Raw genomic sequence first — 14,297 nt, 5'->3', positions numbered from 1 at the left:
ACGCAGCGTGCAAAGGCGCTGGTCGGGCGCGATACCCTCTGCTATGAGCGCGGCCATGCTACGTATTTCGGACATCACCTATTCGGTCGAAGGCCGCCCCCTGTTCGACGGGGCCAGCGCCACCATTCCCACCGGCCACAAGGTTGGCCTTGTGGGGCGCAACGGCACCGGGAAGACCACCCTCTTCCGCCTGATCAAGGGCGAACTGGCGCTGGAAGGCGGCAGTATTTCGTTGCCGTCCCGGGCGCGGATCGGCGGTATAGCGCAAGAGGCACCCGCCTCGGACGTGTCGCTGATCAACACGGTGCTGGCCGCCGACATCGAACGGGCCGAGCTGATGGCCGAAGCCGAGACCGCGACGGATCCCGGGCGCATCGCCGAGGTGCAGACCCGGCTTGCCGATATCGACGCCTGGTCCGCCGAAGCCCGCGCCGCGTCCATCCTCAAGGGGCTTGGCTTTGACGAAGAGGCGCAACAGCGCCCCTGCGCCGATTTCTCGGGCGGCTGGCGGATGCGGGTGGCGCTTGCCGCGGTTTTGTTCTCCGAACCCGATCTGCTGCTGCTCGACGAGCCGACCAACTATCTCGACCTCGAAGGTGCGCTCTGGCTTGAGGCCTATCTGGTGAAATACCCGCATACGGTCATCATCATCAGCCACGACCGCGAACTTCTGAACCGCTCGGTCGGGGGGATCCTGCATCTGGAGGATCGCGGCCTCATCTACTACGGCGGCAACTATGACCAGTTCGCCCGCCAGCGCGCCGCCAACCGCGCCAATCAGGCGGCAGCCGCCAAGAAACAAGAGGCGCAGCGCGCCCACCTGCAGGCATTCGTGGACCGGTTCAAGGCCAAGGCCAGCAAGGCCAAGCAGGCGCAAAGCCGCGTGAAGATGCTGGAAAAGATGGAAACCATCCGCGCGCCCGAAGACGCAGCACGCACAGTCTTCACCTTCCCGGAGCCCGAAGAACTGTCGCCGCCGATCATCGCCACCGAAGGCGTTTCGGTCGGCTATGGCGACACGGTGATCCTCAGCAAACTGGACCTGCGCATCGATCAGGACGACCGGATCGCGCTGCTGGGCAAGAACGGCGAAGGCAAATCCACCCTGTCGAAGATGCTCTCGGGCCGTCTTGCACCGATGTCCGGCAAGATGACGCAATCGAGCAAGCTGCGCATCGGTTTCTTTGCCCAGCACCAGGTCGACGAGCTTTATATCGACGAAACCCCGCTGCAGCACCTGCAGCGCGAGCGCCCCGAAGAAGGTCAGGCGAAACTGCGGGCGCGCCTTGCGGGCTTTGGCCTTGGCGCCGCGCAGGCGGATACCGAGGTCGGACGCCTGTCGGGCGGGCAAAAGGCGCGCCTGTCACTGCTTCTGGCAACACTGGATGCGCCGCATCTTCTGATCCTCGACGAGCCGACCAACCACCTTGATATCGAAAGCCGCGAAGCGCTGGTGGAAGCGCTGACCGCCTATACCGGGGCGGTGATCCTTGTCAGCCACGACATGCACCTTCTGAGCCTTGTGGCCGACCGGCTGTGGCTGGTGTCGCAAGGTACGGTGAAACCCTATGAGGGCGATCTGACCTCTTACCGGTCGCTGCTGCTGGAAAAGGACAAACCTGCGTCGAAACCGGCCGCTGCCAAGCCAAAGCCGAAACGCCCCACGCGCGATGCCATGCTGGCGCTGCGCGCGGAGGCCCGTAAAGCCGAGGAGCGCGTCAGCAAACTGACCGCAATGAAGGACAAGCTTGACATCAAGCTGGCGGACCCGGAACTCTACGAGGCAGAGAAGAAGGACGAAGCCCGCGTCTGGCAAGGCAAGCACGCCGAAGTCATCGAGGCGCTGGACCGCGCCGAACTGCTGTGGATGCGGGCGCTGGAGAAACTGGAAAAAGCCGAAGCCCTATGATCGACACGGCCTTTATGATCACCTCTTTTGTCACGCTTTTCGTGATTATTGATCCTATTGGCCTGACCCCGATCTTTCTGGCGCTGACACAAGGCATGTCCGCGTCCGAGCGGCGCGGCGTGGCCATTCGCGCGTCGCTGACCGCGACCTTCATCCTCGCGCTTTTCACCCTGTTCGGAGAGGCGGTTCTTGCCTTTGTCGGCATCTCAATGCCCGCCTTCCGTGTCGCAGGTGGCGCGCTGCTGTTCCTCACTGCGCTCGACATGCTGTTCGAACGGCGCACCAAACGCCGCGAACATCAGGGCGAGGAAGCGACCGAGGTCGAGGACCCCTCCGTCTTTCCCATCTCCATCCCGCTGATCGCAGGCCCCGGCTCGATTGCAACCGTGATCCTGCTCGCTGGTCAGAAACCGGGCATCGAAGGCTTTGCCCTGGTGATGAGCATCGTTCTGGCGGTGCTTTCTGTGATGCTGGTGATGTTCCTTGTCTCCGGCGTGCTGGAGCGGCTTCTGGGCAAGACCGGGATCAATGTGGTGACCCGACTTCTGGGCATGCTACTGGCGGCGCTTTCTGTGCAGTTCATTCTGGACGGTCTGCGCGCCTTTGGCTTTGCCGCAGGCTAGTATCGCGGCGCGAACTTCCTACATCAGAAAGCAGGAGGCGCGCTGATGACCGATATGGACTATGCCCGGGTGATTTATCTTGTCCTGCTGCTGGTGGCGGTAGGATCCTGGGTCTTCGTGCAGAACCGGCAGTCTCTGGGCAAGACGGTGCAGATGCTCGCCGTCTGGGCGTTTATCTTCCTTGGGGTGATCGCCGCCTATGGTCTGTGGGGCGATATCCGCAGCACGGTAATGCCACAGCAAAGCGTGATCACCGAACAAGGCCGGGTGGAGGTGCCAATGGCGCCGGATGGTCACTACTACCTGACCCTCTCGGTCAACGGCACGCCAGTCAATTTCCTGGTGGATACCGGCGCCAGTCAGGTGGTTCTGAGCCACGCGGACGCTGAGCGCGCCGGGATCGACACCGACAAACTGGCCTATCTGGGCCGCGCACAGACCGCCAATGGCGAAGTGCGCACCGCCTCTTTCTGGGTGGATGAGATGTCGCTAGGCGGGATCACCGACAGCGATGTGCGGGTCTGGGTCAACGCCGGTGAAATGGATAAATCCCTGCTTGGCATGGGCTATCTGCAACGCTGGTCACGGATCGAGATCCAGAACCGCGCCCTTGTGCTGACCCGTTAAGTTACGGAGCAACGCAACGGGGCAGAGATGCGCCCTGCCCCATAGCCTGAACGCCCATCTTTCTTGCTGAGCTTACTTGCTGAGCCGCGCCTTGGGATACCCCGCGCCGCGCACGGCGTTCAGGGCTTCATCACCTGCCCCAGTGGCCGTGAAAGGCCCTGCCAAAACAACTTTGTAGGTCTTGCCCTTGCGGGTGAGCGTGCCCAGACGGACCGGCAAGCCAGTGCAGCGGGCCAGATCCCGCGCAGCAGCGCGCGCCGCCGCCGGATCGGCAAAGGTCGCCGCACGGACGTAGCGACGCGGTGTGGCTTCAGATGCAGCCGCTCCCGCCTCGGGGTCCGACCTGGTCGACAGACGCAATGCCAGCGGCTCGCGCGCCTCGGCGGCGCTGCGGGCCTGACGCCCCGACAATGTGACCGTCTGCCGGTCCAGCGGTTTGCGCACCAGTTTACGCGGCAGGCCATCGGTCCAGACCTCGGCCATCTGCGCATCTCCTGCAGCGCTGCGCACGCCGCGCATTGTATTCATGCGGTCGTCATCCCGTTCCACCCGGACGTAACCCGGCGGCACCGCAGTCTGTCCATTCGGCGTGGCCGCTGTCAGCGTACGCTCGGCGCGCCGGGGGTTCAGACGATCATCCTCCCAGACTGGGCGGTAGCCTTCCGGCACCGTCAGCCCCGTGCTCAGTCGGCGCTGCTGATAGACATGTGCCGGCAGGATACGGGTGTTGGGCGCCAGTTGAAGCGACGAGTTCTGATCGCCCGCCCTGTCCCGGCCATAAGTCACCGGCGCTTCGGCCTGCGGGCCACAGCGGACACCGTCGGATTTATTGATGTACTGCTGGCTGATCGCCGAGGCTCCGGGGCAGCCGCCTGCTGTTGGTGCCGTGCGCACTTGCTGCGGTGCAGGCTGCGGCGCCGGAACAACCGGAGCCGGTTTCACGACACGCCGGGGCGCGGCGGTGGTGACCCGCGTGGGGCGGGCACTGGTGCTTTGCGCAGTGCGGCGCGGTTTGGTGGTTGCGGCGACTGCAGGGGCGCTTGCAGGAGCCGTTGTGCGAGACGTGGGCGTCGCCTTTTTGGCGGGAGCCGTTGCAACCGCGGTCGCGGCGGGCTGCTGTTCCTGCGGCAGGGTGATGATTTCAGGCCCCGCGTTCGCCTGCGGCTGGCGTTTAGCAGCCCCTGCGATGGTAGTAGGCTTGTAGCCGCACAATTGCTTGCGGCTGCGGGTTACGCGGGGCACCCAGTTCACATTGCCGTCGATCCCGGCGCGTATATAGATACAACCGCGGCTGTCGACATATTGCTTACCCTTATAAGAGGCCGGGGGCACCTCTGCTGGGGGACCGGAGGCCCGCAGGGTCTGCGCCTCCACGGCCTGACCCACGCCTTGAACGCTCAGCGTGCCTGCAATGATGGCGAGCGCGACAATTCTTGTTATCTTCATACCAGAGCCCCACAACATATGGGCATACGATGCCTGATAACCAAATCTTAGTAAACCCGGCGCCGGGCACAATCTGGCGGCGTTCGGGCAAATTGTTGCCCCGGCTCCGCTGCCAAGGCAGGCAGCGGGCCCAGAGCCAGCAAATGCGAATTACTTGGTGCCGAACATGCGGTCGCCGGCATCGCCAAGACCGGGCATGATATAGCCTTTTTCGTTCAACTCGCGATCCAGCGAAGCAGTGACGATCGGCACATCCGGATGCGCCTCTTTCATGCGCGCAACGCCTTCCGGCGCGGCCAGGAGGCAAAGGAAACGAATGTTGTTGGCACCAGCCTCTTTCAAGAGGTCGATGGCCGCTGCCGAGGAGTTGCCGGTCGCCAGCATCGGATCGACGGCGATCACCAGACGATCCTTCAGACCTTCGGGCGCCTTGAAGTAATATTGCACCGGCTGCAGGGTTTCCTCGTCGCGGTAGAGACCCACAAATCCAACCCGGGCCGAAGGGATCAGTTCCAGCACGCCATCCAGCATGCCGTTGCCCGCCCGCAGGATCGACACCAGCGCCAGCTTCTTGCCCGCCAAGATCGGCGCTTCCATTTCCTCCATCGGGGTGTCGATGGTGGTGGTGGTCAGCGGCATTTCGCGAGTGATCTCATAGGCCAGAAGCTGGGTGATCTCGCGCAGCAGACGCCGGAACCCGGCAGTCGATGTGCCCTTGTCCCGCATCAGGGTCAGTTTGTGCTGGACCAGCGGATGATCAACAACGGTCAGATGTTCGGACATATCGGCACTCTCCTGCGAATAAATTTGGTCTCTCTTATGCGCCCTTGCCCGGTGCAGGCAAGCCGGATTGCCCATTCCGCTACAGAAAGCTGCGCCCCGGGCCGCTGCTGGCCACGCCCAGATGCTGTGCAACCGAGACACCGACATCGGCAAAGGCCCGCGCGCCCAGCGATCCGGCGCCCGGTGCCTGACCTGGTGTCTGGCCCGGCGCGGCCACCAGAACCGGCACCTGTTCTCGGGTGTGGTCGGTCCCCGGCCAGCTGGGATCATTGCCATGATCTGCGGTCAGCACCAGAATATCCCCGACCCGCAACCGTGGCAGGATCTTTCCGATTTCATGGTCGAACCATTCCAGCGCCCGTGCATAACCCGAAATATCGCGCCGATGACCGTAAAGACTGTCGAACTCCACAAAGTTGGCAAAGGTCAGGCTGCCTTCCTCTGCCGTCTCCACCGCCTCGGCCAGATGCTGCATCAATTCGGCATCGGGGCCTTTCTTCAGGGTGTCGATGCCGCTCATGGTGAAGATGTCGCCGATCTTGCCGATGGCGTGGACCTTCTGCCCGGCGTCCTGCACCCAGTTGGTCAGCAGCTTTGCCGGGGGCGTGATCGCAAAATCCCGCCGGTTGGTGGTGCGGGTAAATCCACTCTCTGGCGTGCCTACAAACGGGCGCGCGATCACCCGGCCCACCTTCATCGCATGCAGGCGCGGCGCCACCGCGCGGCACAGGTCCAGAAGACGATTGAGGCCAAAGCTCTCTTCATGCGCAGCGATCTGAAAGACGCTGTCGGCAGAGGTATAGCAGATCGGGGCACCGGTCCTCATATGCTCGGCCCCGTGACGGGCAATGATATCGGTGCCCGAGGCGTGACAATCGCCCAAGACCCCCGGCGCCCCCGCGGCCTCTGCGACAAAGGCGCTGAGATCCGTCGGAAAGGCAGGTGTCTCGTCTGGAAAGAAATGCCAGTTCCATGGCACCGGAAGGCCTGCCAACTCCCAATGGCCCGAAGGCGTATCCTTGCCTGGGCTGACTTCAGCGGCGCAGCCCCACAGCCCCTCAGGTTCAGCGGTCAACCCCGGAAACGGCACAGCAGAGGCCAGCCGCATGGCCGCCCCCAGCCCCAGCCGCTCCAGATTGGGCAGATGCAGCGGGCCACTGCGCCCGTCCTCGGCGCGGCCCTCGGTGCAGGCCTGCGCGATATGGGCGAGCGTATTGGCACCCAGGTCCGGCAGGTCACCGTTGTAAAAGCGATCCGCGTCCGGCGCACCGCCGATTCCAACGGAATCCATCACCACCAGAAAGGCGCGCGCCATCAGATGATCCTTTCGTGAATGAGCGGCGGCAACTTCGGCGCCGCCTCTGCGATGGTGATCGCCGCCAGGACCTCCTGCGCGGCGCGGTCGGCGGCCTCTTCCCGGGCGGCATGAATGCGCACCAGCGGCGTTCCGCGTGCAACGCGCGCGCCCAGCGGCAACAAATCCGACAGGCCGACAGCAGGATCGACAAGATCGCTTTCGACCATGCGCCCGCCGCCAAGGCCAACCACGCAAAGGCCCAGCGTCTCACCGTCGATGGCCGAGATATAGCCGGCCTGCGGCGCGGTCACTTCGCGGATGACGCTGGCTTCAGGCAAAACGCTCTGCCAGTCGCTGGCAAAGCCCTGCGGCCCGCCCAATGCGGCCACCATGGCTTCGAACCGGGCGGCGGCCCGGCCATCGGTCAATACCGTCGACAGGCGCGCGGCGGCCTCTTCCGGAGTTTTTTCCAGCCCCGCCTGCACGAGCAGCACCGCCCCAAGTGCGATGGTGATCTCAGCCAGCGGCCCTGAGGTCTCGCCGGTCAGCACGCGCATCACCTCAGCAACTTCTAGCGCATTGCCCAGCGCGGGCGCCAAGGGCTGGTTCATATCGGTGATCAGCGCCGAGGTCGGACAGCCTGCCGCATTGGCGGTGTCCACCAGCGAACGCGCCAGCGCGCGGGCCTCCTCGTCAGATTTCATGAAGGCGCCCGAACCTGTCTTTACGTCCAACACCAGCGCATCGGGGCTGGCGGCCAGTTTCTTGGACAGGATCGAGGCGGTGATCAGATCCAGGCTTTCGACCGTGGCCGTCACATCGCGGATCGCATAGAGCCGTTTATCTGCGGGGGCGATCTGCGCGGTTGCCCCGACGATGGCACAGCCGACATCGCGCATCAGACCGTCCAGTCGATCCTCGGACACTGAGGTGGTAACGCCGGGGATGGCCTCCATCTTGTCCAGTGTCCCGCCGGTATGGCCCAGGCCCCGCCCCGAGATCATCGGCACATAGGCGCCGCATTCCGCCAGCGCGGGCGCCAGCAACAGCGATACGCAGTCGCCGACACCGCCAGTGGAATGCTTATCCAGCACCGGCCCATCCAGATCCCAGCTCAGCACATCACCGCTGTCGCGCATGGCAAGCGTCAGCGCGCGGCGGCCATCCGTGCTCAACCCCTGCAGACATACCGCCATGGCAAAGGCACCCGCCTGGGCATCGCTGACCGTACCATCGGCAAGCCCTTGGGCAAACCAGCGCAGATCGGCGTCACCCGGGGTCTCTCCCCGGCGCAGGGCAGCATTGATCGCACGGGCATCCATTTGGGGTCAGGCCCCGGCCATGTGGCTGGCACCAAAGGCACCGGGCAACAGATCGGCAATGGTGGCGTGCCGCTCGGCCCCTGCGGTGGTACCCATGGTCACAGGCACATCTCCGCTGCCGAATTCAGCCAGTTTCTGACGGCAACCGCCGCAGGGCGGCACCGGGTCGGGACTATCGGCGACCACATAGACCTCTGCCAGCTGCGTCTCGCCCGCTGCCACCATCGCGGCAATCGCTCCGGCCTCGGCGCAGGTGCCTTCGGGATAGGCGACATTCTCTACGTTGCAGCCCACGTAGACCGTGCCCGAGGCCGCGCGAATGGCGGCCCCGACCTTGAAGTTGGAATAGGGCGCGTGCGCGTTCTCACGCACGGCAATGGCTGCTTCCTTCAGACTCATGCTTCCTCCAGCTTTGTGTTGAAGGTACCCGGCAGGCTGACCTCAAGCAATTCCAGATCCGCAGAGCCATCGCTGAGCCGCGTTTTCATGCCGGGCGGAATGACAAAGGCATCGCCTGCTTCCAGCTCATAAGGATCACGCCCTTCCCCGTGCAGGGTAACGCTGCCCTCCATCACGAAGGTAAAGAGGATGTCGGTGTCGTGGCTGGCCCAGGGGCTGTTGCCCGCCTCTGCGCCCTCGGCGCGGCGTACCACCTGCACCGAGGCGACGCCCTTGGTGTTGTCGTTGATGGTGGTGTCGCGGCAGACAAAACCCGGCAGACGGAAAGGAACCCAGTCTGCGCCCGCTGCCTGATTGTAGACAAACCGCTGGCCCTGCCATTCGCGATCAGGGCGGTAATGCGGGGTCGGCAGGGTCATCTCGTGGTCGATCTCGGTCACATGTTCTGCCGGAACGCCGATCTCGATCACCTGCACGTTGTCGCTTGCCTCCAGCACGCGGTGACGGATTTCGGGCGGCTGGATAAAACAGTCACCCGCCGTCAGGCGCATCTTCTCGCCCTGATCCTCATAGACCACATCGACCCAGCCGTGGATGCAGAAAATCAGCTGAAAGCCGACCCGGTGGAAGTGCACCATATCCGGCACTGGCCCGCCATCGGGGATGCGGATGTGGCTGGCGATGATCGAGCCGCCCAAGCGGTCCGGCACCAGATCACGGTAATGCATGCCCGCGCGCCCGATGATCCAGGGCGCCTGATCCTTCAGCCTGCGCACCACGAAGGAATGCACCGTGTCCGGCATCACAATTGGTTGATGACGCTCTTCGATTTCGATTTTGGTTCCGTTCGGGGCGGTCAGACTACGCGCCCCGCCCGCGAATCCCTCGGGGTCTTCGGTCAGAATGCGCAGGGTTCCGGGGCTCTCGGGGGCCCCCCGTTCGATACGCAGCCGCAGGCCATGCCCCGAGAAGACGCCGATGCGCGGATCGTCCGCCGGATAGATCATATCCAGCTTCATTCCCAAGGTTTTAGTATAAAACGGAATATCGTCGCGTAGCTCCTGCGTGGGCAGGCGCATTTCTGCGATGGTCTCGGCCATCTCTCTTCTCCCTCAGACGGTCTGGTGCGGTTCTGCCCGGCAGAGTGATCCGATTGGATAAAATATGCAAGGATCCGCCCGCCGCCGAGACCGCCCCGAAAACCCTGTTCCCCTCCGGCGCAATATAGTTTAACGCTAAACTATCAGTTTTGGAGGGCCCCATGTCCGATACCCCGAACCTGCGCGACGCCGCGCTGCGCTATCACGAATTCCCCCGCCCCGGTAAGCTGGAGATCCGTGCGACCAAACCGATGGCCAATGGCCGCGATCTGGCGCGGGCCTACTCCCCCGGAGTCGCCGAGGCCTGCCTTGAGATCAAAGCAGAGGCAGGCACCGCCGCGCGCTATACCTCACGCGGCAACCTGGTGGCGGTTGTCACCAACGGCACCGCAGTTCTGGGGCTGGGCAATATCGGCCCGCTCGCTTCGAAACCGGTGATGGAAGGCAAGGCGGTCCTGTTCAAGAATTTCGCCGGCATCGACTGTTTCGACCTGGAGCTGAACGAAAGCGATCCGGAGAAACTGGCCGACCTGGTCTGCGCGCTGGAACCGACATTCGGCGCCATCAACCTGGAAGACATCAAGGCGCCCGATTGCTTCATCGTCGAGAAGATCTGCCGCGAGCGAATGGGCATTCCGGTGTTCCACGACGACCAGCACGGCACCGCAATCGTGGTGGGGGCCGCCGCCCGCAACGCGCTGCATGTGGCAAAGAAATCCTTCGAGGACATCAAGGTCGTCTCGACTGGCGGCGGCGCAGCGGGCATTGCCTGTCTCAACATGCTGATGAAACTGGGCGTCAAACGGGAAAACATCTGGCTCTGTGACCTTCATGGTCTGGTCTACGAAGGCCGCACCGAAGACATGAACCCGATGAAAGCCGCCTTTGCCCAGAAAACCGATCTGCGCACACTGGAGGATGTGATCGACGGCGCCGATCTGTTCCTCGGCCTCTCCGGTCCCAATGTTTTGAAACCGGATCACGTCGCCCAGATGGCCAAGCGACCGATCATCTTTGCCCTTGCCAACCCGACGCCGGAAATCATGCCCGATGAGGCCCGCAAGGTTGCCCCCGATGCCATCATCGCCACCGGGCGCAGCGATTTCCCCAATCAGGTCAACAACGTCCTGTGTTTCCCGTTCATCTTCCGCGGCGCGCTGGACGTCGGAGCGACCGAGATCAACGACGAAATGCAGATCGCCTGCGTCGAAGGCATCGCGGAACTGGCGCGCCGGACCACCTCGGCCGAGGCGGCAGCGGCTTATCAGGGCGAACAGCTGACATTCGGCGCCGACTACCTGATCCCGAAACCCTTTGATCCGCGCCTTGTGGGGGTTGTCTCCTCTGCCGTGGCCAGCGCCGCCATGAAAAGCGGCGTTGCCACCCGCCCGATCGCGGATCTGACCGCCTATCGCGCCCAACTGAACCAGACCGTGTTCAAATCGGCGCTGTTGATGAAACCGGTGTTCGAAGCCGCCCGCGCTGCCGCCCGCCGCATCGTCTTTGCCGAGGGCGAGGATGAACGGGTGCTGCGCGCCGCGCAGGAGGTGCTGGAAGAGACCACTGAAACCCCGATCCTGATCGGCCGCCCCGATGTGATCGAGGCACGCTGCGAGAAGATGGGCCTGCGCATCCGACCCGGCAGCGATTTCCAGATCGTCAACCCGGAGAACGATCCGCGCTATTACGATTACTGGAACAGCTATCACAAGCTGATGCAGCGCCAGGGCGTGACCCCGGATCTGGCCAAGGCGATCATGCGCACCAACACCACCGCCATCGGCGCCATCATGGTGCATCGCGGCGAGGCGGACAGCCTGATCTGCGGCACCTTTGGCGAATACCGCTGGCACCTCAATTATGTCACCCAGGTTCTGGGCGGCGGCACCTATGCGCCCCACGGCGCCCTGTCGATGATGATCCTCGAAGACGGCCCGCTGTTCATCGCCGACACCCAGGTGCGGATCGAACCCACGCCTGAGCAGATCGCCCAGACCGTGATGGGCGCCGCCCGCCACGTGCGCCGCTTTGGTCTGGAGCCCAGAATTGCCCTGTGTTCGCAATCTCAGTTCGGCAATATCGATTGCGACACCGGTGCCCGGCTGCGCGACGCCATAGACATTCTGGACGATAAGCCACGCGATTTCATCTACGAAGGCGAAATGAACATCGACACCGCACTGGATCCTGAGTTGCGCGGGCGGATCTTCCCCAATTCCCGGCTGGAAGGCGCGGCCAATGTGCTGGTCTTTGCCCATGCGGATGCTGCCAGTGGCGTGCGCAACATCCTGAAAATGCGCTCGGACGGGCTGGAGGTCGGCCCGATCCTGATGGGCATGGGCAACCGCGCCCATATCGTCAGCCCGTCGATCACCGCACGGGGGCTTTTGAACATGGCGGCAATTGCCGGTACGCCCGTCGCCCACTACGGCTGATAGCGACCAATTTAGCGCGCTTGCGCGCCGCCCCCGGTGAGCGGCGCGCCAGTGCCGTCACGTCAGATGCGGAGCCTGCGCTCTGCCCCGCATATGAATTGCTGAATATAAACACAAAAGTAACCCCCGACACTTAGCAAGACATTGGTATGGCCCGTGCCAAGCGGTATTGACGCGGGCTGGTCACAGAAGGCGGTTCAGGACGTAACAGGTCCGGAATTGTCCGGCGCAAGGCAGGGTCTGCCAAGGCGCAGTGCGAAGGTTGGACGAGGTGACGGAACAGTTTCCGCAACATAGCCCAGAAGGAGACGGTGGAGCCGCCGGAACCGAAAGGGACTGTCAAGCGCAGGAACAGCGGATCGGGCTGAGCCTCCTTAAGCACGCCTATCGTAACCATCTGTCCAATCTCTTCGTGAACGTCGCCTGCGTCCTGGGCGTCTACGCCCAGTTCCAGTACACGGGGCAAGGCAGCACCTTGGTCGATGCTCTGACCGCCTGTCTTCTGACGCTTTCCATTGGCCGCACGATCCTGGCAGCGCGGGACGAAAAGCACCTGTCGCAGGAAACCGATCCTGGCTCATCTCTGGCAGTCGGTGCCAGTCGGCGTTATTTCCTCGGCACATTTCTTGGCAGTCTGATCTGGGGAGGCCTGCTGCATGCTGCCTTGCAAAGCGGCAATCAGGACCTGAAGTATTTCACCGTCATCGTGGTCTCTGCCATGGCCTCCGGGGCAACCGGGGTGCTCGCGCCGATGGCAAACACGGGCCGTATCTATATCGCCACCCTGCTGACGCTGATCATTGCAGAACTGTGCCTGCAGCCTGTGCCGGAATTCGCTCTCGCCACTTTGGTTGCCGTCTTCATGGCCGTCATGTTGGTCACACACCAACGCAACTACAATATCCTACGCCATTCGATCCGCCTGCAACTGCGCAATCACGAACTGGTGCAGGACCTGCGCGTCCAGCAGGAAGCCCTGACCGAACTCAATGCAACGCTGGAAGACCGGGTCAAGAAACGCACCCGAGACCTGAAACGGCTGGCGGAACATGACAGCTTGACCCAGCTGTATAATCGCCGTGGCATCATTCAATGGGTGGAGGATCAGCAACCCAATATCCCTGACGGATATGCCTTTGTGGTGATCTTCATCGATCTGGACCGGTTCAAGCAGATCAACGACGGCATGGGCCATGCCACCGGGGACTGCGCCCTTGCAGAAATCGGCGAACGTCTTGCTGACGCCGCGCCGGAACACGCGGCCTTCTGCCGTTGGGGCGGCGACGAATTCGTAGGATTGGTTGCCGTGCCTGAAGAGCGCTGCATCGACATCGGCTATGAATTCACCGAACAACTGCGCGCCATTATCGAAAAGCCCATCATCTTCTCCAGCCAGGAGGTCACCGTGGGGTTCAGCGCCGGTCTCGCCGTCTCGCGCCCCCGTCCGGTCGCAGTCAGCGAGGCGATCAGATCTGCGGATCTGGCCGCCGGAGAGATCAAGCGGACCGGACGCGGCAACACGCTGCTGTTCTCCAAAGAGCTGGTTGAAGAAAAAGAGCGCCACCTGATCATTGCCCAGCGCCTGAAACACGCGGTGCCTGCCAATGAAATGCACCTGGCCTTTCAACCGCTCGTGCATGCGGATGATTTCTCGTTGCATTCCTACGAGGTTCTGCTGCGCTGGGACAATCCGATCCTTGGCCGTGTCAGCCCGGAAGAGTTTATTCCCATCGCCGAAGACATCGGCGAGATCGTCCGCATCGGCGAATATGTGCTGGATACGGCACTCTCGACCTACACCGAAGAACTTGGACGCGATTCACATGTGAAACTGGCGCTCAATATCTCGCTGCGGCAGCTGGTTGTGCCCGGGTTCGCAGACTTCATTCTGGGTTACCTTGAAAAATACGGCCTGTCCGCCCTGTCGCTGATCCTTGAGGTGACAGAAACGATTTTTGACGCCCGGAATCAAAACCAGATCATCGCGGTTCTAAATGCACTGCACGCCAAGGGCATCGAAGTACACATCGACGATTTCGGCACCGGCTATTCCTCGCTGTCACGCTTGCACGAAATGCCGATTTCGGCGCTTAAGATCGACAAATCCTTTGTTCAGCAGATCGACGATCAACGCTGCGCCATCATCGAAGGCAGCGTCATGATTGCTGAACGGTTCGGTGTGCATACCGTGGCCGAAGGGGTGGAAACCGTTGAACAGGCCCGCCTGCTGCACGCCATCGGCGTCACCTATCTGCAGGGCTACCTCTTTGGTAAACCCAAGCCCCATTTTGCCGAAGTGACAGTGCACTCCGACTTCCTGCTCTGGACCAAGGACAAACAGTCCCGCGCTTCCTAG

The 14,297-nt window shown here is 62.8% G+C and carries 11 protein-coding genes; 5 read left to right on the top strand and 6 right to left on the bottom strand.

What is annotated here, in order from left to right; all coding sequences use genetic code 11:
* The first annotated feature begins 55 nt into the window (after positions 1-55).
* The 3 genes from SM765_RS01470 to SM765_RS01460 are packed head-to-tail and all read left to right on the top strand — an operon-like array spanning position 56 to position 3,159.
* Complete coding sequence (locus SM765_RS01470; RefSeq protein WP_274832028.1) at positions 56-1,909, top strand: ABC-F family ATP-binding cassette domain-containing protein; 1,854 nt, start codon at positions 56-58, stop codon at positions 1,907-1,909.
* The gene (locus SM765_RS01465) at positions 1,906-2,532 is read left to right on the top strand and encodes a MarC family protein (RefSeq protein WP_274836829.1); all 627 of its coding nucleotides are present in this window, start codon (positions 1,906-1,908) and stop codon (positions 2,530-2,532) included. The genes SM765_RS01470 and SM765_RS01465 overlap by 4 nt, the downstream gene beginning before the upstream one ends.
* 45 nt (positions 2,533-2,577) lie before the next feature.
* The gene (locus SM765_RS01460; RefSeq protein WP_065273290.1) at positions 2,578-3,159 is read left to right on the top strand and encodes a retropepsin-like aspartic protease family protein; all 582 of its coding nucleotides are present in this window, start codon (positions 2,578-2,580) and stop codon (positions 3,157-3,159) included.
* A 72-nt stretch (positions 3,160-3,231) separates the two neighbouring features.
* Here SM765_RS01460 and SM765_RS01455 read toward each other — a convergent pair whose 3' ends face one another.
* The 6 genes from SM765_RS01455 to SM765_RS01430 form a co-directional block, all read right to left on the bottom strand.
* Positions 3,232-4,605 carry an SPOR domain-containing protein gene (locus SM765_RS01455; RefSeq protein ID WP_274836828.1) on the bottom strand — a complete coding sequence of 458 codons (1,374 nt, stop codon included), beginning with the start codon at positions 4,603-4,605 and terminating at the stop codon, positions 3,232-3,234.
* A 150-nt stretch (positions 4,606-4,755) separates the two neighbouring features.
* Positions 4,756-5,388, bottom strand: coding sequence for a uracil phosphoribosyltransferase (gene upp / locus SM765_RS01450; protein WP_065273288.1), 633 nt, complete (start codon positions 5,386-5,388; stop codon positions 4,756-4,758).
* Positions 5,389-5,467: 79 nt separating this feature from the next.
* Positions 5,468-6,703 carry a phosphopentomutase gene (locus SM765_RS01445; protein WP_274836827.1) on the bottom strand — a complete coding sequence of 412 codons (1,236 nt, stop codon included), beginning with the start codon at positions 6,701-6,703 and terminating at the stop codon, positions 5,468-5,470.
* The gene (locus tag SM765_RS01440; RefSeq protein ID WP_274836826.1) at positions 6,703-8,007 is read right to left on the bottom strand and encodes a thymidine phosphorylase; all 1,305 of its coding nucleotides are present in this window, start codon (positions 8,005-8,007) and stop codon (positions 6,703-6,705) included. Before SM765_RS01440 ends, SM765_RS01445 begins: the two co-directional genes overlap by 1 nt.
* A 6-nt stretch (positions 8,008-8,013) precedes the next feature.
* Entirely contained in the window at positions 8,014-8,406 is a 393-nt protein-coding gene (locus SM765_RS01435; RefSeq protein ID WP_274836825.1) for a cytidine deaminase, read from the bottom strand.
* A complete protein-coding gene (locus tag SM765_RS01430; protein ID WP_274828485.1) occupies positions 8,403-9,506 on the bottom strand; it encodes a cupin domain-containing protein in 1,104 nt (367 codons plus the stop codon). The genes SM765_RS01435 and SM765_RS01430 overlap by 4 nt, the downstream gene beginning before the upstream one ends.
* A 161-nt stretch (positions 9,507-9,667) precedes the next feature.
* On the opposite strand from SM765_RS01430, the gene SM765_RS01425 reads away from it, so the two are divergent.
* Positions 9,668-11,941 carry an NADP-dependent malic enzyme gene (locus SM765_RS01425; protein ID WP_274836824.1) on the top strand — a complete coding sequence of 758 codons (2,274 nt, stop codon included), beginning with the start codon at positions 9,668-9,670 and terminating at the stop codon, positions 11,939-11,941.
* Positions 11,942-12,212: 271 nt separating this feature from the next.
* The gene (locus tag SM765_RS01420) at positions 12,213-14,297 is read left to right on the top strand and encodes a putative bifunctional diguanylate cyclase/phosphodiesterase (protein WP_274838986.1); all 2,085 of its coding nucleotides are present in this window, start codon (positions 12,213-12,215) and stop codon (positions 14,295-14,297) included.

This window comes from Pseudophaeobacter sp. 1A09344 (genome assembly GCF_041008745.1).
GTDB classification, from domain to species: Bacteria; Pseudomonadota; Alphaproteobacteria; order Rhodobacterales; family Rhodobacteraceae; genus Phycobacter; species Phycobacter gallaeciensis_A.
This window is presented reverse-complemented; position numbering and strand designations above follow the sequence as displayed.